The sequence below is a fragment of the Rhizobium sp. RU35A genome, from assembly GCF_900156005.1.
Taxonomy (GTDB): domain Bacteria; phylum Pseudomonadota; class Alphaproteobacteria; order Rhizobiales; family Rhizobiaceae; genus Neorhizobium; species Neorhizobium straminoryzae.
In genome coordinates, this window is the sequence record NZ_FTMR01000009.1 from 174,729 (window position 1) to 193,759 (window position 19,031).

General features: G+C 64.2%; 13 protein-coding genes and 2 pseudogenes. 8 read left to right on the plus strand and 7 right to left on the minus strand.

Going from position 1 to position 19,031, the window contains the following annotated elements; all coding sequences use genetic code 11:
• Nucleotides 1–226 precede the first annotated feature (226 nt).
• The 5 genes and pseudogenes from F3H95_RS19670 to F3H95_RS19690 form a co-directional block, all read right to left on the minus strand.
• Nucleotides 227–1,546, minus strand: a pseudogene (locus F3H95_RS19670) (LLM class flavin-dependent oxidoreductase).
• 163 nt (nt 1,547–1,709) lie between these two features.
• A complete protein-coding gene (locus F3H95_RS19675) occupies nt 1,710–3,017 on the minus strand; it encodes an NtaA/DmoA family FMN-dependent monooxygenase (protein WP_149747242.1) in 1,308 nt (435 codons plus the stop codon).
• The gene (locus F3H95_RS19680; protein ID WP_149747243.1) at nt 3,014–4,261 is read right to left on the minus strand and encodes an acyl-CoA dehydrogenase family protein; all 1,248 of its coding nucleotides are present in this window, start codon (nt 4,259–4,261) and stop codon (nt 3,014–3,016) included. Before F3H95_RS19680 ends, F3H95_RS19675 begins: the two co-directional genes overlap by 4 nt.
• Nucleotides 4,262–4,430: 169 nt before the next feature.
• Complete coding sequence (locus tag F3H95_RS19685) at nt 4,431–5,516, minus strand: rhodanese-like domain-containing protein (protein WP_149747244.1); 1,086 nt, start codon at nt 5,514–5,516, stop codon at nt 4,431–4,433.
• Nucleotides 5,517–5,527: 11 nt separating this feature from the next.
• Nucleotides 5,528–7,138 carry an ABC transporter substrate-binding protein gene (locus F3H95_RS19690; RefSeq protein ID WP_149747245.1) on the minus strand — a complete coding sequence of 537 codons (1,611 nt, stop codon included), beginning with the start codon at nt 7,136–7,138 and terminating at the stop codon, nt 5,528–5,530.
• Between the two features lie 402 nt (nt 7,139–7,540).
• On the opposite strand from F3H95_RS19690, the gene F3H95_RS19695 reads away from it, so the two are divergent.
• The 8 genes and pseudogenes from F3H95_RS19695 to F3H95_RS19730 all read left to right on the plus strand — a co-directional run bounded on the left by F3H95_RS19695 (nt 7,541) and on the right by F3H95_RS19730 (nt 16,537).
• Entirely contained in the window at nt 7,541–8,395 is an 855-nt protein-coding gene (locus F3H95_RS19695) for an NADPH-dependent oxidoreductase (RefSeq protein ID WP_149747246.1), read from the plus strand.
• 183 nt (nt 8,396–8,578) lie between these two features.
• The gene (locus tag F3H95_RS19700; RefSeq protein WP_149747247.1) at nt 8,579–9,634 is read left to right on the plus strand and encodes an ABC transporter substrate-binding protein; all 1,056 of its coding nucleotides are present in this window, start codon (nt 8,579–8,581) and stop codon (nt 9,632–9,634) included.
• An 8-nt stretch (nt 9,635–9,642) separates the two neighbouring features.
• Entirely contained in the window at nt 9,643–10,542 is a 900-nt protein-coding gene (locus F3H95_RS19705) for an NmrA family NAD(P)-binding protein (RefSeq protein WP_143126576.1), read from the plus strand.
• Nucleotides 10,533–11,702 (plus strand): LLM class flavin-dependent oxidoreductase, encoded by a 1,170-nt coding sequence (locus F3H95_RS19710; protein WP_149747248.1) that lies wholly within the window; start codon nt 10,533–10,535, stop codon nt 11,700–11,702. Before F3H95_RS19705 ends, F3H95_RS19710 begins: the two co-directional genes overlap by 10 nt.
• Nucleotides 11,703–11,776: 74 nt before the next feature.
• Nucleotides 11,777–12,976, plus strand: a pseudogene (locus F3H95_RS19715) (M20 aminoacylase family protein).
• Nucleotides 12,977–13,011: 35 nt separating this feature from the next.
• Nucleotides 13,012–14,598: an ABC transporter substrate-binding protein gene (locus F3H95_RS19720; RefSeq protein ID WP_149747249.1), complete on the plus strand. Its 1,587-nt coding sequence runs from the start codon at nt 13,012–13,014 to the stop codon at nt 14,596–14,598.
• A gap of 200 nt (nt 14,599–14,798) precedes the next feature.
• Nucleotides 14,799–15,149 (plus strand): DUF3088 domain-containing protein, encoded by a 351-nt coding sequence (locus tag F3H95_RS19725; protein ID WP_149747289.1) that lies wholly within the window; start codon nt 14,799–14,801, stop codon nt 15,147–15,149.
• Nucleotides 15,150–15,184: 35 nt separating this feature from the next.
• Nucleotides 15,185–16,537, plus strand: coding sequence for an LLM class flavin-dependent oxidoreductase (locus F3H95_RS19730; RefSeq protein WP_149747250.1), 1,353 nt, complete (start codon nt 15,185–15,187; stop codon nt 16,535–16,537).
• Between the two features lie 72 nt (nt 16,538–16,609).
• Here the strand turns inward: F3H95_RS19730 and F3H95_RS19735 are convergent, their stop codons facing one another.
• Nucleotides 16,610–17,569, minus strand: a complete 960-nt coding sequence (locus F3H95_RS19735; RefSeq protein WP_149747251.1) for a LysR substrate-binding domain-containing protein — start codon at nt 17,567–17,569, stop codon at nt 16,610–16,612.
• Between the two features lie 170 nt (nt 17,570–17,739).
• The gene (locus F3H95_RS19740; RefSeq protein ID WP_149747252.1) at nt 17,740–18,984 is read right to left on the minus strand and encodes an acyl-CoA dehydrogenase family protein; all 1,245 of its coding nucleotides are present in this window, start codon (nt 18,982–18,984) and stop codon (nt 17,740–17,742) included.
• Nucleotides 18,985–19,031: the final 47 nt, after the last annotated feature.

Below are 19,031 nucleotides of genomic sequence, written 5' to 3' on the forward strand. Positions count from 1 at the left end.
TGCTGGTACGGCCAGGGCCAACACGGCGCTGTCAGGGCAGGCGCCCCGAACCGCCGTCGATGTGTCAACAGTAACAGTGGATAATATTTTCTATAGGAATTATATTCTATTTTCGTGCAGACGCGTGAACTATGTCACCGGCGTGACGGCCGGCGCCGGGGCGCCTTCTCTCAACGGAGGGGCGCGAACGCCCGCTCCTGTGCTGACCTCAGGGGCCGCAGGAGGCTCAGCCGAAGAAGCGGTTGGACGGGCGCGGCAGGCCGAGATGCTCGCGCAGCGTTGCGCCCTCGTAGTCCCTGCGGAACAGGCCGCGCCGCTGCAATTCCGGCACCAGCCGTTCCGTCACGTCATCAAGCCCCTGCGGCAGATAGGGGAAGACGCAGGTGAAGCCGTCCGCGGCCTCTTCCTGCAGCCAGGTCTCCATGGCGTCGGCGATGGATGCGGGTGTTCCGACGAACGCAAGTCCGGCATAGCCGCCATACCGTTGCGCCAGCTGCCGAACCGTCAGCTTTTCCTGCTCCGCCAGGCGCAGAACTTCCGCCCGGCCGCTCTTGCTCGCATTGGTGTCGGGAATGGCGGGCAGCGGGCCATCCGGATCAAAGCCGGAGGCATCATGGCCGAGCGCGATGGACAGCGAGGCGATGGCGCTGTCGTAATGGACGAGGCTGTCCAGCCGGGCACGTTTGGCCCTTGCCTCCTCCACGCTCTCCCCGACCACGATCATGGCCGCAGGCAGGATCTTCAGATGCGCGGGATTGCGGCCAAGGGCAGGCATGCGCCCCTTGATGTCGGCATAGAGCGCCTTGGCGGTGCCAAGCTCCCGCGGCGCGGCAAACACCACTTCTGCCGTTTCCGCCGCCAGCTGCTTGCCGGGTTCCTATTGTCCCGCCTGCACGATCACCGGCCAGCCCTGGACGGGGCGGGCAATGTTGAGCGGTCCGCGCACGCTGAAGGCCGGACCCTTGTGATCGAGCACATGCAGCCTTTCCGGATCGAAGAAGATGCCGCTCTGCGGATCGCGGATGAAGGCATCGTCGGCAAAGCTGTCCCAGAGCCCGGTGACGACATCGAAGAATTCGCGGGCCCGCCTGTAGCGCTCGCCGTGCTCGACATGGTCGGAGAGCCCGAAATTGCGTGCGGCATCGGGGTTGGAGGTGGTGACGATGTTCCAGGCTGCGCGGCCGCCGCTGATGTGATCGAGCGAAGCAAAGCGGCGCGCGACATGATAGGGCTCGTCGAAGGTGGTGGATGCGGTTGCGGCAAGGCCGATCCTGTCCGTTACGGCGGCAAGCGCCGACAGCAGGGTGAAGGGTTCGAAGGAGGTGACGGTGTGGCTGCGCTTGAGCGCGTCCACCGGCATGTTGAGCACCGCCAGATGGTCCGCCATGAAGAAGGCATCGAACTTCGCCCGCTCCAGCGCCTGTGCGAAGGAGGCCAGATGGCGAAAGTTGAAATTGGCGTCCGGGTAGGCGCCCGGATAGCGCCATGCCCCGGTGTGCAGACTGACGGGACGCATGAATGCGGTGAGATGAAGCGACTTCGGCATGGACGTGTCTCGCGTGACGGGCAAGAGGGAGGGGAGCGGTCCCCCTGATATCGAGGCGATCGTGCCCTCCGACAAGAGGCGGATCTGCCGGAACGGCACGCAGACCCGCCGTCACGCGGTCCCGCCCGCCGTCAGCCGGACCTGGTTCGATCCGGTGCGGGCGTCAGGCCGGGTGGGGAAGGCGATAGCGATCACGGATCGTGCGGCCCTCATAGTCGCGTGGATAGACCCCGCGATCCTGCAGGATCGGCACGACCTTGTCGACGAATTCGGCGATGTCGTCCGGCGCGCGCGGCGGCTGCAAGGTATAGCCGTCCACCGTTGCATCCTCCCAGAGGTCGATGATCTCGTCCGCGACCTCTTCCGGCGTCCCGAGCAACAGCCGGTGATGTCCCTCCGAGCGGCGGATCACCTGGCGCGCGGTCAACCGCTCATAGGTCAGCAGTTCGGACAGGCCGAGGCCCATGCCGACGGCCCATTGCCGGTTCTGGTCGGGCACGAAGCGCTCGGCCTCCAGCACCGCATCGGGATCGAAGCGATCGGGATCGAGGCCGTTTTCCCGGATGAACCGGGCCAGCAATCCGTCTTCGGAGCCTGCGCCACTGAACAGTTCGTGCTTGCGCAGGGCTTCCTCCCGGCTTTCCCCGAGAATGACGACAAGGCCCGGCACGATCCGGATGCCGGCGGGATCGCGACCGATCTCGATGGCCTTGTCCTTCACTTTCCTGCCAAAGGCCTGGCCGGCCGGACGCGACAGGATGTTGCAGTAGATGATCTCGCCATGACGTGCGGCGAGTTCGATCCCGCCTTCGGATGCGCCGGCCTGGGCAATCACCGGGTGACCCTGCGGACTCCTCGGCACGTTGAGAGGCCCGCGGACATGAAAGAACGTGCCGTTGTGATCGATGGTATGGGCGCTCGACGCATCCCAGAAACGGTCCGGCGGAACCTCGCCCTCCCGGTCCGGGTCCCAGCTGTTCCAGAGCTTCTTGGCGACATCCAGAAACTCGATGGCGCGCGGGTAGCGTTCGCTGCGCGGCGGCAAGGGCGCATTGCCGAAGTTGGCCGCCACATTCGGATTGAACGAGGAGACCACGTTGACGATCAGGCGGCCACCCGAAACGATATCCAGCGACTGGACGCGTCGCGCCAGATTATACGGCGAATTGTAGGTCGAGGTGATCGTTGCGACAAAGCCGATATCAGGCACCTGGGCCGCCAGTGCGCTGCACAGGATCAGCGGGTCGAGGGTGTGAAAGGGGCGGCTCAGCGGATCGGTCAGGAGTGCCGGATGGTCGGAAAAGAACACCGCATCGAAGCGTCCCCGGTGCGCGAGTTCCGTCAGCCGCCGGTAGTAGTCGGGGTCGTTGATATCGTGCCTGCTTCCGGTCCGGTATTTCCAGGCATGCGGGAGATAGCCGGTGGTGTTGATGCCGACATTGAGGTTCAGCCGTCGCTTGGTGTCAGTCATGCCTTCGATATTTCTCTTCCAGGATGAATGCCGACGCCCCCCTGCTGAGGGGGCGCATGGCCATTGACCGCGAAATCTCCCACGACACGGTCGTGGTAGATGCGCGGATTGTGCGAGGTGATGGTCCGGGCATTGCGCCAGTGCCGGTCAAGGCCGTGGATCCTGCGCGCCGCCGAGGCTCCGAGCGCATCGAAGAGCAGCGTTGTCGCCTCAAGGATCAGCGTCGAGACCACCGTCACAGACTGGCTGACCTCCAGATCCGCATCGCGATTGGCCTGTCCGATGGCAAGGCTATCCGTGCCCTTGTTTGCCTCATGGGCGCGCTGCAGGGCTTCGGCGGCCTTCAGCACGATGGCGCCGGCGGCATAGGCGGCGCTGCGAACCCGTCCGACGACCTGCAGGATCTGCGGATCGTCTCCCGGCACGGCAGCATTGCTGCGGGCGTAGACACGCCGCCGCTCTGCCACATGCCGGGAGAGATCGCCCGCCGCAGCCCGCCCGATACCGGCCAGAGACGCGAGATGAACGAGCTGGAAGAAGCCGCCGGCATAGCTGAAGCGCAGCGCGCTCGGCTTGATCAGGTCGTCGGTGATCCGCACATCCGTGAAGTGCGCGGTGCCGCTGGCGGTGAGGGCCTGGCCAAACCCGTCCCAGTCATCCAGAATATCCACGCCCGGCGCACGCGTGGGCACAAGCGCGCCGATCGGCTGACCGTCACCATCCACCGCCCCGAGCGTGATCCAGTCGGCATAAAGGGAGCCGGTGGTGTAGAACTTCTGGCCGTTGAGCAGCCAGTGATCGCCGTCGCGTGTCAGTTGCGTCGAATAGCTGCCGAGCGGAGCATTGCCGATTTCCGAAAAGCCGCTTCCGATCGTCTGCCCCCGGGCAAGCAGCGAGAACCAGTGATTGCGCCACGCGCTTTCCGGCGCATTGAGAAGGTCTTCCGTAAAGCCGAAATGGCTGCGATAGGCATTGGTGAGATTGGGATCGGCTTCCGCCAGCTCGATCAGCAGTCCGAACAGTTCGGGCAGTGTCAGCCCGTCGCCGCCGAGGCTCTGCGGCAGGCGAAGTCGCGAAAAGCCGGCTGCACGAAGCTGGTCATATTCGACGGATGGAAGGTGTCGCTCCAGGTCCCTGGCGACGGCGCCCTGGCGGATTTCGGCAAAGATCGGCCGGTATTTCCTCGCGATTTCGTCGAAACGCGTGCTGGGCGCAGCGCCCCACACTTGCGCGATCTCAGTCATGTCTGTCCATCCTCCGGATCATGTTCACCCTAGCCACGCGGCTGAAGGGCCGCAGGTCATGAATTCTTGCAGGCGGGAGAAGAAATTCTTCCTCGTGCCGGACCCGGAAGCGGCATGCCGCCCATGACCATGCCGCTGTCCGGGTCCGGTCTCACAGGCGCCGGCTGCTTCAAGCCGCCGCCCGGTTCACGGAAACGATGTCATGCAGAAGGATCGCGATCTCGAAGCCGCGCCGCGCAAGCCAGTGCGCAACGATCCGGGCGCGCGCGCCCAGAAGATCATCCACCAGAACCACCCGGGCGCCCCGAACCGACAGGGTCCGATAGGCAACGCCGAGCAACTGTCCGCCCTCCGAGGAAAGGGTGCCGGGCAGATGGGCCGCCGCAAATTCCTCCGGCGTGCGCACGTCCAGAAGATAGGTGGTCCGCTGCGGATCGGCAGCCCAGGCCCGGGCCGTGTCGAGATCGATGAAGGTCAGGCGGTCCTCCCTCGAAAGCGTCAACAGGTGCGCTTCGGCAAAGCGCAGCGCCTCGTCGCTCGGCGTCCGGTAGGTGGCGGTGAGGCCGCTCTCCAGCGGCAAGCCGGCCTCAGTCCAGCCGCGCGTGCCCTCATCCAGATAGGCAACGAGATTTTCCACGCCGGCATCAATCAGCGTCTGCGCGCCGAGAATGGCGCGCGGCAGACCTGCGCAGGACACGACGAGCTTGGTGTCCGGATCCTGAACGATGTCCCGGAACCGCAGCAGAAGCTCGGCGCCCGGCACCGCGACAGCGCCGGGGACATGGCCCTTTTCATATTCGGGCAGGGTGCGCGTATCGATCACCACCACATCCTCGCCCGCATCGCGCCAGGCCTGAAGCTCGGCGGCGAACACGACCGGCGTGCCTTTCTCCGCGCGCACCGCCTGCACGAAGGGCACCCCCGGTATATCGAAGGTCGGCAGTGGCTTGCCGGCCGCTTCGGTCCAGGCGCCGATGCCGCCCTCGAGGGCGTGAATGTCGCTCCAGCCGAGGCCAGCCAGCGCCTGCGCCGCCGCCAGGGCCGCGCCCTTGCCGTCATCCACCAGCACTGTGCGCACAGCGCGCCGGGGGATGAAGCGATCGATGTCGGCAAACAGCCGGTCGGCGGGCAGATTGGTGGCAAACAGCGGTGAGGCATAGCCCACCTCGTCTGCCGGTCGAATATCGAGAACTGCCAGCTCCCGGCCATCCGCCAGCCAGTCGATGAAGGTCTTCCTGTCGATCTGGTGTGTCATGTTGATCTCCTTCACACGCCCGGTTCCAGCCAGATATCGGCAAAGCTCCAGTTGAGGCCCTGGGCGCCGGTCACGAAATTCCTCACCCGCTTGTTGGCCACGATCTGGCTGCCCGCCGCGACGAGATCGACCGAGGCGACATCGTCATGGATGAGATGCTGGAAGCGGCTCCACAGCTCCCAGCGCTTGCGCGTATCCGATTCGATGGCGGCTGCTTCCAGCAGCGCATCAGCCTGCGGATTGTCGTAATGGGCGGCATTCGAGAAGGGCAGGCCGATCTTGAAGTTCTTGCTCCAGTAGGCGCGCTGGATGCCGAGCGTCGGGTCGAAGGTATTGGACAGCGATTCAACGACGAGATCGAAGGCGCGGTCGGTGTAGACGGTCTTCAGGAAGGTCGGCAGATCATACTTGCGGATCTCGATGCCGATGCCGATCTTTTCCAGCTGGCTGCGGATCACGTCGGCAAAGCCCGGCACGAGATAGGAATTGTAGGTCAGCCGCAGCTGGAAGCGCTTGCCATCCGCCTTGCGCGGGAAACCGGCCTTGTCGAGGATGGCCTCGGCGGCCTTGGGGTCGAAGGGATGGGCGGTCACGCTGGCATCGTACCAGTTGGGCAGCGCCGTGCTGACCGGGCTCGGTGACACCTGCCCGTAGCCGAACAGGGCGACATTGACGATTTCCTGCAGGTTGATCGCCTTGGCGATCGCCAGGCGCACCTCCCTGTTTCGCAGGATCTCGGTGTCGTAGTTGAAGAACAGCTGCTGCTGCGGGCCGGCATAGGCATAGGTCGTGGTGTCAACGACGAGGTTCTTGCTCTGCTTCAGACGCTCGAGGTCCGCGAGAGGCACGGGGTTGTCGCCGATATCGGCTTCGCCGGTTTCCAGCGCCACGGCGCGGGCGGCAGGGTCGGTCACGATGCGCAGCACGATGCGGTCGAGATAGGGCTTGCCCTTGTCCCAGTAAGCCGGGTTGCGTTCGAAGATCAGATGGCTGCCCGGCACCCATTCGGCAAGCTTGAACGGACCGGTGCCGATCGCCGTCTTGAGCGTCTGGCCATCGCCCGGCGCCAGCTTCTCGAAGATATGCTTCGGTACGATCGGCGATTCCGAACTGGACTGGGCGGCCAGCAGGAAGGGGGCCGGCTTGGACAGCACGATAATGGCCGTCAGCGGGTCGGGCGTCTCCACGGCTACGACATTCTGGTAGGTGATGCGGCCGCGTGGATGCGCTTCCTTCAGCCGGAAAATCGAGAACGCCACATCCTGCGACGTGAAATCCGCTCCGTCATGCCATTTCACGCCCGGCCGAAGCTTGAATGTGTATCTGAGGTTGTCTTCGGAAACCGACCAGGCCGTAGCCAGAAGAGGCTGCGGCTTCAGGTCGAAGTCGAAGGTCAGCAGGCCCTCCACCACCTTGGGACCGATTGCCTGGCCGGTGCCTGACGAGGTGTTGATGGCAAACAGCGCATTGCCCGGATCAACACGGTAGAGCAGCTTCAGCGTTCCGCCGGCAACAGGCTGTTTCGTTTCGGCAAGTGCCGAGGGCGCGAGCGGCAGGGAGAGGGAGGTTCCGGCCGTGGCGGCCAGCAGCAGTCTGTGGAAGGCGCGTCTCGTGAACGACATTGGGGGCAGTCTCCTGTGGGAGCGAAGATCAATCCGAACCCCGGAAGCATCATCAGCCCTGTCGAAAATCAGAAGAATGGATTTCTTTCGGAGGCGACAAAAAATCCTGTCTCCGAGAAAGAATTTCTCGAATATGCCCGTAAACAAGGTCGACCATCCAGCTGCCGGCCGGTTGCGGACGCAACCATCCTCAAAAGACGGGCCGTTCACGTCACGAAAAAATGTCGCGATACGCCGCTTGCACCCAAGGGGCAGAAATGGTCTTTCAAACGCAATGGCGGGATTGGGATGAAATTGCTCGGCATCCCGCAAAGGGCAGGTTCTAGTCGCGGCCACGGATGCGGGCAGCCAACCTGCCGCGCCCGCCCCTTCGGAAGAAGCCTGTTCACGCAAGGAGATTTCATGACATCGACCGCCATTCGTCAGAACGCAGCGCAGGATCATGAGGCTGAGGGCCTGTGGCAGGCCCGCTATGGCGGGGGCACCGCGCCCGTCCTGCCACCCGACTGGAACGGGACCCTGGAGGTCCTGCTGAACCACCGCACGTCACGCCATTACCGGCCCGATTCCCTGCCGGCGGGAACCGTGGAACTGATTGTGGCGGCGGCACAGTCCGCGCCGACCTCTTCCAACCTGCAGGCATGGAGCGTGGTTGCGGTCGAAGACCCGCAGCGCAAGGCGCGGCTTGCCGGCTTTACGGGTGGCAATGCGCATATCGTGGCGGCCCCGCTGCTTTTGGTCTGGCTGGTCGATCTCTCGCGGCTGAGGGCCATTGCGCGCCAGCACGGCAATGCGGGGGAGGGGCTCGATTTTCATGAAAGCTTCCTGATCGGTGCAATCGATGCCGCACTGGCTGCGCAGAATGCCGTCGTGGCGATCGATTCGCTCGGTCTCGGTTCCTGTTACATCGGCGGCATGCGCAACCAGCCGGAAGATGTCGCCCGCGAACTGAAGCTTCCGCCGGAAACGGTCGCGGTCTTCGGATTGACCGTCGGCTATCCGGATCCCGGGGTGGAGACGGAGGTCAAGCCGCGCCTGCCGCAGGCGGCGGTGCTGTTTCGCGAGCAGTATGGAGAGGTCAAGCGCGAGGATCTCGATCGCTATGATGCCGCGATGGCGGCCTTCCAGTCCCGGCAGAACCTGCCGCAGAGTGGCTGGACGAGCGTCATTGCCAAGCGCATCGAAAACGAGGCGGCGCTGAAGGGCCGTTCACAGCTGACAGCCATCCTGCGGCGCCTGGGTTTCCCGCTGAAGTAACCGCAGGCAGGCACAGGCGGGGCAGGGCTTCCGGGGCTGCTCCGTCGGCCCCTCGTTTTGCGCGCGGGGGGAGCCGGGGACGATCCGTTCCACTGCAGGACGCAATATAGTATATAATTTCTATAGACTATTTTCATTTGGCGTTAGCCTTGGGCATCCTCTTGGTTCACACAGGATGCTTCGATGCCCCAGGCCGCTTCCCGTCTTTCCGTCTCTCCAGACTCGGTCTGGTACACCCGTTGCCCGGCACCGACACCGCTGTCCATCGCCGCACAGCTCGGCTGGGTGGAGCAGACCTTCGCCCGCCACGGCATCGCGGTCGCCTCCATTCGTGATTCCCGCGATCCGGTGGTGCGCCAGAGCCATTTCGATCATCATCTCGACTGGTCATTCCGTCAGGGTGGCAATATCCCGCCGATCTGGGCGCGGGCGGGCGGTGCCCGTACCCGGCTGGTCGGACTGACGCGCACGGACGAGTTCCAGGCCGTCATCGCATTGCCGGGCGCCGGCATCGTGACGGGCCACGACCTGAAAGGTCGTCGCCTTGGATTGCCGCGGCGGCCCGGCGATCGCATCGATTTCCAGCGGGCAACCGCGCTGAAGGGCATCGTCTCCGCACTCGAAATATCGGAGATCTCCGTCGATGAGGTCGAACTGGTGGATATCGAGGCCGCGACATCGGCCCTGTCCACGCAGGCCGAGGCAGTGCCGTTCGCGTTGTCGCGACGGCTTCCCTATGGCGAGGAGATCAAGGCGCTTCACCGCGGTTCGATCGACGCCTTTTTCGTCAAGGGCGCGGAGGGTGTCACGGTCGCCAACCTGATCGGTGCGCAGATCGTCGTGGAGACCGGATTCCACCCGGACGCCCGCATCCGCATCAACAACGGCACGCCGCGCCCGCTGACCGTGGATGCAACCTTTGCCACCGAACGGCCGGATCTGGTGGCGGACCTGATTGCCGCCGTGCAGCGCGTCGACGAATGGGCGCAGGCCAATCCCGCCGACGCCGTCCGTTTCATCGCGGCGGAGATCGGTGTCAGCGAGGATGCTGTTCGCGCCGCCAATGGCGTCGAGGTGCATCGCCACCTGTCGCTCACCCTGGATCCGGTCGAGATCGATGCAATTGCCCACTTCCGGGATTTCCTCCTGCAATGGGGCTTCATCACCGAGAGTTTCAACGTCAACGACTGGGTCGATCCGCGCCCGCTGGCGCTGGCGCATCTCAGGCAGCCGCTGTGAGGTTTGACATGGCACACACCATTCTTGTCACGGGCGCCACGGGTCGGCTTGGTCAACTGGTAACCCGCAGGCTTCTCGATATCGGCGATCGGGTCCGCGTGCTGACCCGGCGGCCGGAGGAGGCGGTTCGTCTGTGGGGCGATCAGGTGGATATCGCCGAGGGCGATTTCGAGGATCCGCGCAGCCTGCAGGTGGCGCTGCGACGGGTCGACCGGCTGTTTCTCCTGTCGCCCATCAGCCAGAACCTTGCGGCACACCAGACGGCCCTCATCGATGCCGCCGCAGAGGCCGGCGTCAGCTCCATCGTCAAGCTGTCCGGATCGACCTGGACGATCGACAACAGCGCCCGCTCCATCGCGGGGGCACAGCATCGGGCCGCGGAGGCACATCTTTCCGCCCGCGGCATCGGCCATGTCATCCTGCGTCCCAATGCCTGGATGCAGGTATCGCTTGCTCCGGTCGTTGTCGCGGCACTGTCCGGCAGGGATTTGCCCAACCGTTATGCCGGTGCCGCCGTTTCCTTCATCGACGTGCACGATATCGCCGAAGTGGCGGCGAGGTTGCTGCATGCCGGAACGTCGGTGTCCGGGCCGCAGGTGCTGACGGGGAGCCGCGCCTATACCGCACGGGATGTCGCAGGTCTGGTCTCCACCATTCTTCGCCGCCCGGTCGGTATCGAGGCTGGCGCGGGCGCACCGTCACCGCATGGCGGCGATGCCTTCGCAACGCGGGCCGTCGCCGAATTTGCCACGCTGATCGCCGAGGGCCTGGCCGCGCCGGTCACCGAGACCGTGGAACGTCTGCTGGGGCGTCGACCCGCCAGCCTGCGTCACTTCCTCGAAAGACAATTGGCACCCTTGCACACACAGGCGCCGCGTGCGGCGCAGGGAGAAACACAATGGCAGTAACGGCAGTGCGAGACGGCGGTCCGGCCTTGCGAACGCCCTCCGATTTCAGCGACAGCCCGCTCAGCCGGGCCGTGCGCCAGCCCCTGATGCTGGGGCTGTTTCTCAATCTGCAGGACATCAACTTCTCCAGCCTGCCGACCAGCAACAGCTGGACCTTCGATTACAATGCCGAACTGGTGAAGCGGGCGGACGAGCTGGGCTTCGAAATCGCCTTCAGCCGCACCCAGTGGCTGCCGAAGGGTGGCTATGACGGTGACGCCTCGCTGGACAGCTTCATCGCGCTCGGCGCCATGGCAGCGATCACCAAAAACATCCTGCTGATCTCCACCATCCATGTCCTCTACGGGCCGCTGCATCCGTTGCATCTGGCCAAGTATGGCGCGACGCTGGATCACATCGCCAAGGGACGCTGGGGCATCAATATCGTCACGGGCCACCGGGCGGTCGAGCATGAAATGTTCGGCTGGCAACGTATCGAGCATGACAAGCGCTATGACATGGCGGCCGAACTGTTCGATGTCCTGCACCATCTGTGGGGCGAGACGGAAAACTATTCCTATCAGGGCAGGCTCAATCCCTGGTCGGTCAACAATGGCTGGATCACGCCGAAGCCCCTGTATGGCCGCCCGACGCTGGTCACGGCGACCGGCTCTCCGGCCGGCATGGATTTTGCCGCACGTCATTCCGATCTCGTCTTCGTGACCTCGCCGGGCGGAGCGCATATCGACAGTGCACTCGAAACCCTGCCGGCGCATATCCGCACGGTCAAGGATCGCGCCAGTGCCCATGGCCGCGACGTGAAGACCATCATCAATCCCATCATCGTCAGTCGCGATACGGAGGCGGAAGCCATTGCCTATGCCGATGCGATCGAGGCCGGACGGCCGCAGCCCGGAACCCGCGCCTTCGCCACGAACAACTATGACAGCGATGCGCATGCCTGGCGCGGTCGTGGCGATGCCCGCCACAAGCAGGGGCGCAACCTGGGCGGCAATATCGAGATCATCGGCTCACCGGAACAGGTGGTCGAGCAACTCATCGGCCTCAAGAAGGCGGGCATCGATGGCGTGCAGTTGAATTTTTACGATTTCCGCGATGACCTTGAATACTTCGCAGAACGCATCCTGCCGCTGATGAAGCAGGCCGGCCTGCGCCTCTAAGCTTTTGCCATTGAACGCCATCAATCTGCATGCGGCGCATGCGGAAACAGCATTTGCATGACCGGAGAATGAGCTTGACCACATCCATCGACCCTGTGACCGACAGCCAGCCGAAGGTGCTGGACCGCATTGCCGCCTTCACGCCGGAGCTGGTTTCCATCCGGCACGACATTCACCAGCATCCCGAAATCGGCTTCGAGGAGGTGCGCACCTCCGGCATCGTCGCGGAGAAGCTGGCCTCCTGGGGCATCGAGGTGCATCGCGGCTAGGGCAAGACGGGCGTGGTCGGCCGCCTGACGGGCCGCCATCCGGGAAACCGGTCGATCGGTCTTCGTGCCGATATGGACGCTCTGCCGATGCCGGAGGAGACGGGGCTTCCCTATGCTTCCGTCTATCCCGGCAAGTTCCATGGCTGCGGCCATGACGTGCATACCACGATCCTGCTCGGCACCGCGCGCTATCTGGCAGAAACGCGGGATTTTGCGGGCACCGTCGTGTTCATCTTCCAGCCGGCGGAAGAGGGGCTGGGCGGGGCGCGCGCGATGATCGCGGACGGTCTGTTCGAGCATTTCCCGGTCGATGAAATCTACGGGCTGCACAATTCGGCCCACGCTTTTCCCAACCACGTCAAGGCGTCGCCGGGCACCATTCTCGCCGGTGCCGATTTCTTCGACATTCACCTGCGCGGTCAGGGGGCCCATGCCGCACATCCGGATGCCGCGAAAGATCCGATTCCCGCGACGGGCGAACTCATCCAGGCGCTGCAGACCATCGTCAGCCGCACCATCTCGCCGACCGAACCGGCGGTCCTCTCCATTACCAAGCTGGAGGCGGGCTCGGCCTACAACGTGATCCCGGAACAGGCCTCGATCAGCGGCACGGTGCGGGCGTTTTCCGATGCGGTGCGGGCCACCATCCGCGAGCGGATCCGCACGATTGCCGAGCATGTGGCCGCAGCGCATGGCCTGACCGCTGACGTCGATATCCGCGACATCTTCTCGGTGCTGACCAATCACGAGGAGGCCGTGAAGATCGTGGCGGAGGTCGCCCGCGAGGTTGTCGGGGAGGCCCGTGTCTCCACCGTGCCCTCCCGCTTCATGGGCAGCGAGGACTTTGCCGACATGCTGACGCATGCGCCCGGCGCCTTCTTCACGCTGGGACACAGCGGCACGGTGCCGGCCCACAATCCGCGCTTCGTCGTGGATGACGCCATCCTGCCAGTGGGGGCAACGCTGTTCGCCCGCCTGGTCGAGACCAGGCTGAAGGCAGCCTGATTATTTCATCACCAGAACAAAAGAGAGGTAACACCATGGATCTGACACGTCGCAAGGCGCTTTTGCTGGGCGCGGCTGTGGGTGGCGCGGGCCTTCTGCCCCGGCTCGGTTTTGCTGCAGAGACCCCGAAGAAGGGCGGCATTGCCACCTTCGTCACGGTTGGCGAGCCGACCACGCTCGTCCCCCTGTCGGACAGCAATACCAAGACCCGCTATATCTCCACCAAGGTCCTGGAGGGTCTCGTCAGGTTCGACAAGGAGTTCAAGCCCGAGCCGGTGCTTGCGGAAAGCTGGGAACAATCGGCCGACGGCCTGCGCTACATTTTCAAGCTGCGCAAGGGCGTGAAATGGCATGACGGCAAGGACTTCACCTCTGCGGATGTGAAGTTCTCGCTGCTGGCCTTCAAGAAGGTCGGTCCGCGCGCGCGCATCACCTTCGCCAATGTCAGCGATGTGGAGACGCCCGATCCGCTGACGGCCATCGTCGTTCTCTCCAAGCCGGCCCCCTATCTGCTGCGGGCGCTGACCGGCGGCGAGACACCCATCCTGCCGGCGCACCGTTATCCGACCGACAATTATGCCGAGAGCCCGAACGGCAATGCGCCGATCGGCACCGGCCCCTTCATCTTCGAGGAATGGAAGCGTGGCAGCCATGTGAAGCTGAAGCGCAACCCGGATTACTGGCAGGCCGGCCTGCCGCATCTGGATGGTTTCGTCACGCGCTTCGTGGGCGATGGGGCGTCCGCCTCCATCGCGCTGGAAACCGGGGAAGCCGATTACACGACCGATATCGCCTACAGCGATATCGAAAGGCTGCGCCAGAACCCGTCAGTGGCCGTCGATGTCTATACCGATGCCTATCTGAACAATACGCAGGTCTTCGAGTTCAACCTGGAGAACCCGATCCTCGCCAAGAAGGAGGTGCGTCACGCGCTTGCCCATGCCATCGACCGGCAGTTCATCATCGACGCGATCTTCTATGGAACGGCGCAGGCCGCGGCGTCCACGATCCCCGCCGTCTTCAAGGCTTACAACGACGAGGCCCCGTTCCAGTACCCGTTCGATCTCGCCAAGGCCAATGCGCTTCTGGATGCGGCCGGGCATCCGAAGGACGCAAGCGGCACACGTTTCACGCTGCGCCTCAGTTTCATTCCGGGCGATACCTTCAAGAAGACGGCGGAATATGTGCGCTCCACATTCGGCAAGCTCGGCGTGAAGGTGGATATCCTGGAAGGCGATCTCGCGACCTTCATCAAGCGCGTCTATACCGAGCGCGGCTTCGACATCAACCTCAACGGCATCAGCCGTCTGTTCGACCCGACGCCGGGTGTGCAGCGGCTCTACTGGTCCGATAACATCAAGAACATCGTGCCGTATGCCAATGCCGCCCATTACAACAATCCGAAGGTCGACGATCTCTTCCGGGCGGCAGCCGTCGAGGTGGATGAAAAGAAGCGCGCCGAGCAGTTCAAGGACATCCAGAAGATTGCCGGCGACGATTTGCCCAACTTCTCCGTGGTCGCACTTCCGACCGTGATTGCCCGCAACAAGCGGATCGAAAATCTCGTGACGACCATCGACATCGCCTACAGCGATCTGGCGACAGCCTGGAAGCGCAGCTGAGGAAAGTCGTTCCACTCTCCTCCAACTCCCCGGCGCTCCCTGCGGACGCCGGGGCTTTTTGCGTTGCGGGAAGAAGCGGCGGCCTCCGTGCCACCTCTCACCTCGCGCAATTTTTTTCTTCCGATACGCGGAATATTCCCTTCTGGATTTCGCCTTCGCGGAGGAGCAAGCTTGTTTCAGAGTTGAATTTACCAATGTGGATGATGATGCCGATGGCAAAGGATCGCCTTTTTCTGATCAGGCCAGGCTTTGAAGATCCGAACCGTCCGGGCAAGACATTCGTGTGTCCGTACTGCAATCAGATCGAGGGCCTGCTTGGTGCATTTCCGGATCTGGCGGCGCGGATCGAGGTCGTCCGTGTCGGCTTTCCTCGTCCGAGAGCCGACGTGATTGCCGTGGTCGGCGAGGAGAACCAGTCGCTGCCGCTGCTGGTCTTCGCAGACGAGGCGCCGGAGGATGCCGGCCGGGCCGGAAGTCTGTCCTTCATACAGGACACCACACGTATTCTGGATTTTCTGGCAGAGCGCCACGGCTTTCCAAGCCTGCACTGACTGACTGTCTTCATGCTTTTCGGAAGGAGACCCGCATGACCTTGCCGTCACGATCTCTCGTGCTGAATGCCTTCATCTATCCCGCCGGTCACCACGAGGCGGCCTGGCGCTACCCGCAATCGGAGCCGCATCGCGTGACCGATATCCGCCTCTACCAGGAAATTGCCCGGCGCGCCGAAGCCGCCAAGCTGGATGCCATCTTCTTTGCCGATGCCCCTGTTCTGGACGAAAACATCCGCTATGCGGCCCGCCACCGCCTGGAGCCGATCACCGCGATCACGGCGCTTGCCGCGGTGACGGAGCGGATCGGCTTCATCGCCACCGCGTCCACCACCTATTACGACCCCTACAACCTCGCCCGGCTGTTTGCCTCGGCAGATCACATCAGCGGCGGGCGGGTCGGCTGGAACATCGTGACGACTTCGGTCGATCGGGCCGCGGCCAATTTCGGGCTGGAGAAGCATCCGGTTCATGGGGATCGCTACCGCCAGGCCGCGGAATTCGTGGATGTCGTCACCAAGCTGTGGGACAGCTGGGAAGACGATGCCCTGGTCGTCGATCCGCAAAGCGGCCTGTTTGCCGAGACCGATCATATTCATCCCATCGAGCACAAGGGCGAGTTCTACAGCGTGCAAGGCGCGCTCAACCTGCCGCGCTCGCCGCAGGGACGTCCGGTCTATGTCCAGGCCGGTTCCTCGGACGATGGTCGCGCCTTTGCCGCGCGCCACGCGGAAGCAATCTTCACCGCGCATCAATCCCTTGAAAGCGCACAGGAATTTTACGCCGACATCAAGAGCCGGGCGCGGGGGCAGGGGCGCAATCCCGATCATGTCAAGATCCTTCCGGGCCTCAGCCCCTTCATTGCGTCCACCGAAGCGGAGGCCAGGGCGCTGGAGGACGAATTCAACGCGCTCATCCAGCCCGAGTTTTCGCTGCAGCAGTTGCGCCGCATGATCGGTGTCGATCTCACCGGGGCGGATCTCGATGCTGCCGTTCCCAGGGACGCCGTGGATGCAACCCGCGCCCGGGCCGCCAGCAGCCGCCATCAGCTGGTGCTCGATGTGATCGATCGTGAAAATCCCACCTTGCGCCAGCTTCTGCATCGCCTGGCGGGGGCGCGCGGCCACAAGGTCATCGCCGGGACGCCGGAACAGGTGGCCGACTGGATCGAACTCTGGCATCTCAACGGTGCGGCGGATGGCTTCAACATCATGCCGCCTTACCTCAAGGGCGGCTTCGATATCTTTGCCGACGAGGTGGTGCCCATCCTGCAACGGCGCGGCCTGTTCCGCCTGGAATATGCCGGTTCGACGCTTCGTGACCACTATGGTCTGCCCCGGCCGGAAAGCCTCTACAGTGCCCGCCGCCGCGAGAAAGCAAGCGCCTGATCACGGGCAGCGGGGGGCGCTGCGCCTCCCGCACCGTCCTGTGCCGCTTTCCGCGCCGTTTCATCCTCTCCTTCAAGCCGTGTGCGCCGGAAATGTCGTCGCTTCCTGTTGCAGCCTGCGGAACAGGGCTTCCACAGGCGGCAGGCGCCGTCTGGCGGCGGTGGCGATGAGGTAATAGGAGGAGGATACCGGCACCGGCCGCCCGAACGGACTGATCAGCCGGCCGGCCTGCAGATCCGCGCAAACGAGCGAATTGCGGGCGAGCGCAATCCCGTTGCCCGCCAGGACCGTTTCCAGCAGGGCGGAGACGCTGGTGAGCCTCAATCCCTTGCCGGAGAGGCGGATCGGAAAGCCGCAGGCGCGCAGCCATCGCGGCCAGTCGAGTTCCGGTTCGGCCTGGGCATCATAGATCACCGGCACCTCCCGCAGACGGTGGGCCCCCTCCTGCAAGTGATGGTGTTCGGCAAATGCCGGCGTGCAGACCGGCAGGACCATATCCCCCAGCAGAACTTCGCAGTGGTAGCCGGTCAACGGATAGGCGAGCGGCAGAATGGCGCAGTCGGCCTCAAGGCGGGTCAGGTCGGCCTCACCGGCGATCGAACGATCGATGATGAGATCGGTCTCGCCCAGGGCATTTTGCAGGGGGCCGAGGCGTGGCGCAAGCCAGCGGCTTGCAAAGGAATCCTCGACAAGCAGCCTGAGCGTCGTGCGCCGCCCCTGCGCATAGAGCGCACCCAGACTGTCGACGATCGCATCGAAGGCGGCCGCCAGGCCCGGATAGAGCGATGCCCCTGCCGGCGTCAGAACCAGCTCCCCGCGATTGCGGCTGAACAGGACCTCGTCCAGATGGGTTTCCAGCAGACGGATCTGCTGGCCGATGGCCGCCGTCGTCACATGCAGTTCCTCGGCTGCGCGCGAAAAGCTCGCGTGACGGGCGGTCACGACAAAGGCCCTGAGCGCCGTCAGCGGAGGCAGGCGCGAGAGGCCGGGCAATTGCTGCGCAGGCCGCGGCAGGATGACTGACGGTCCCATGACAATCCTTCGCTGGCTACATGTCCGGATGCGCGTTCGATCCGGACATGACTGAAAAGAATCCCCCCGAGCGTCTCCAGCGAAAACGGAAGCGCTCGAAATGCTCTGTCTCTTTGTTTTCACGCCGTCCGGACGCAAAGCCGCTGACGCACCTTTGGCCCGGACGTGCTCTAGAAAACACGTCCTTCGAGAAGATGCGTCTTCGTGCCGTTGAGGTAGAAGTCCCCCACCACCCGCGCCTTGTGCAGCAGCGGGTTGTGATTGTAGACGGTGCGAATGTTGCGCCAGTAACGGTCGAGGTTGAGGTCGCGGGATGTGGCCGAGCCACCCCCCAGCTCGAAGACCTGCGTGGCCGCGGACAGTGCCAGCTGCGCGGTGACGATCTGCACGCGTGATGTCGTCAGCGCGCTGTCGGTCAGCGCCGTCTCGATGGCGTCCTCATCGCCCGTTGCAAAGGCGGCCACGGTCCGGTCAAGCGTTCGCGCTGCTTCGCGGATCAGTGTCTGCACGGCGAAGGCCGCCGCGCTCAGTTCGCCGACCACGTTCTGCACGAAGGGGTCCTGACGCGCGGTCTCTGCGGCGCTGTGGGCTGCGGCGCGGGCCTGGCGCTGCACATAGCGAATGCCTTCATCGACGGCGCCCTGAACGGCTCCGGCCGCCGAGGCCGCGAGGTGCAGCTGCCGCATGGTCGAGCAATGCCGCCCGACCCGCGAGCCAAGTGTACGCCCGGACACTTCAGATGCCAGGACCAGCACGTTTTCCAGCAGCACGCCCCCGCTCGCGGTCATGCGCTGGCCCATGCCGTCCCAGTCGTCGAGAACCGTGATGCCCTGACGGTCGACGGGAATGAGGCTGTAGGTGGCGTTGCCCTCCTCGTCCAGCGCGCTGAAGCTCGCAAAATCCGCAAAGGCGGTGCCGGTCGCATACCATTTGCGGCCGTTGAGACGATAGTTCTCACCCTCGCGCGTCAGCCGGGTCGTGATGTCTCCCGGCTTGTGGGTGCCCTGTTCGGTGTGAGCCCCGCCAAACAGCTTGCCATCCAGCACATGCGCAAGCAGCCGCCGGTCCCGTTCGCTGTCGATGCCGCCGAGAACAAGCCCCTCCGTGAAGTTGAAGTGGCTGCGCAGCGCATGCGGCACGTTGCTGTCGGCGGCGCCCAGGATCATCAGCACCTCGATATAGTCGCTGATGCTGCCGCCCGGGCCCCCCAGGGCCTGCGGAACGCGAAGCGTTCCGAGCCTGGCCTCCTTGATCTGCTGGAAGATGTCGAAGGGCAGCACGCGGTCCCGTTCGCGACGCGCGGCATCTCCGGCGAGATCGGCGGCGATGCGGCGCGCGCTGTCGATCAGCCCCTCGCGGGTCACGGGAGGGACGGCAGCCGTTTCGGCCGACAGGGTTCGAAGCGTGATGGGCATGATGGCGTTCCGCAATGGGTGAGGTTGAGGGGCGGCAGCACGCCGCC

Bases quoted from the DNA above. Each gene is read 5' to 3' on its own strand.
- F3H95_RS19675 (WP_149747242.1), bottom strand. From the start codon at position 3,017: ATGACTGACACCAAGCGACGGCTGAACCTCAATGTCGGCATCAACACC.
- F3H95_RS19680 (WP_149747243.1), bottom strand. From the start codon at position 4,261: ATGACTGAGATCGCGCAAGTGTGGGGCGCTGCGCCCAGCACGCGTTTC.
- F3H95_RS19685 (WP_149747244.1), bottom strand. From the start codon at position 5,516: ATGACACACCAGATCGACAGGAAGACCTTCATCGACTGGCTGGCGGAT.
- F3H95_RS19690 (WP_149747245.1), bottom strand. From the start codon at position 7,138: ATGTCGTTCACGAGACGCGCCTTCCACAGACTGCTGCTGGCCGCCACG.
- F3H95_RS19695 (WP_149747246.1), top strand. From the start codon at position 7,541: ATGACATCGACCGCCATTCGTCAGAACGCAGCGCAGGATCATGAGGCT.
- F3H95_RS19700 (WP_149747247.1), top strand. From the start codon at position 8,579: ATGCCCCAGGCCGCTTCCCGTCTTTCCGTCTCTCCAGACTCGGTCTGG.
- F3H95_RS19705 (WP_143126576.1), top strand. From the start codon at position 9,643: ATGGCACACACCATTCTTGTCACGGGCGCCACGGGTCGGCTTGGTCAA.
- F3H95_RS19710 (WP_149747248.1), top strand. From the start codon at position 10,533: ATGGCAGTAACGGCAGTGCGAGACGGCGGTCCGGCCTTGCGAACGCCC.
- F3H95_RS19720 (WP_149747249.1), top strand. From the start codon at position 13,012: ATGGATCTGACACGTCGCAAGGCGCTTTTGCTGGGCGCGGCTGTGGGT.
- F3H95_RS19725 (WP_149747289.1), top strand. From the start codon at position 14,799: ATGATGATGCCGATGGCAAAGGATCGCCTTTTTCTGATCAGGCCAGGC.
- F3H95_RS19730 (WP_149747250.1), top strand. From the start codon at position 15,185: ATGACCTTGCCGTCACGATCTCTCGTGCTGAATGCCTTCATCTATCCC.
- F3H95_RS19735 (WP_149747251.1), bottom strand. From the start codon at position 17,569: ATGGGACCGTCAGTCATCCTGCCGCGGCCTGCGCAGCAATTGCCCGGC.
- F3H95_RS19740 (WP_149747252.1), bottom strand. From the start codon at position 18,984: ATGCCCATCACGCTTCGAACCCTGTCGGCCGAAACGGCTGCCGTCCCT.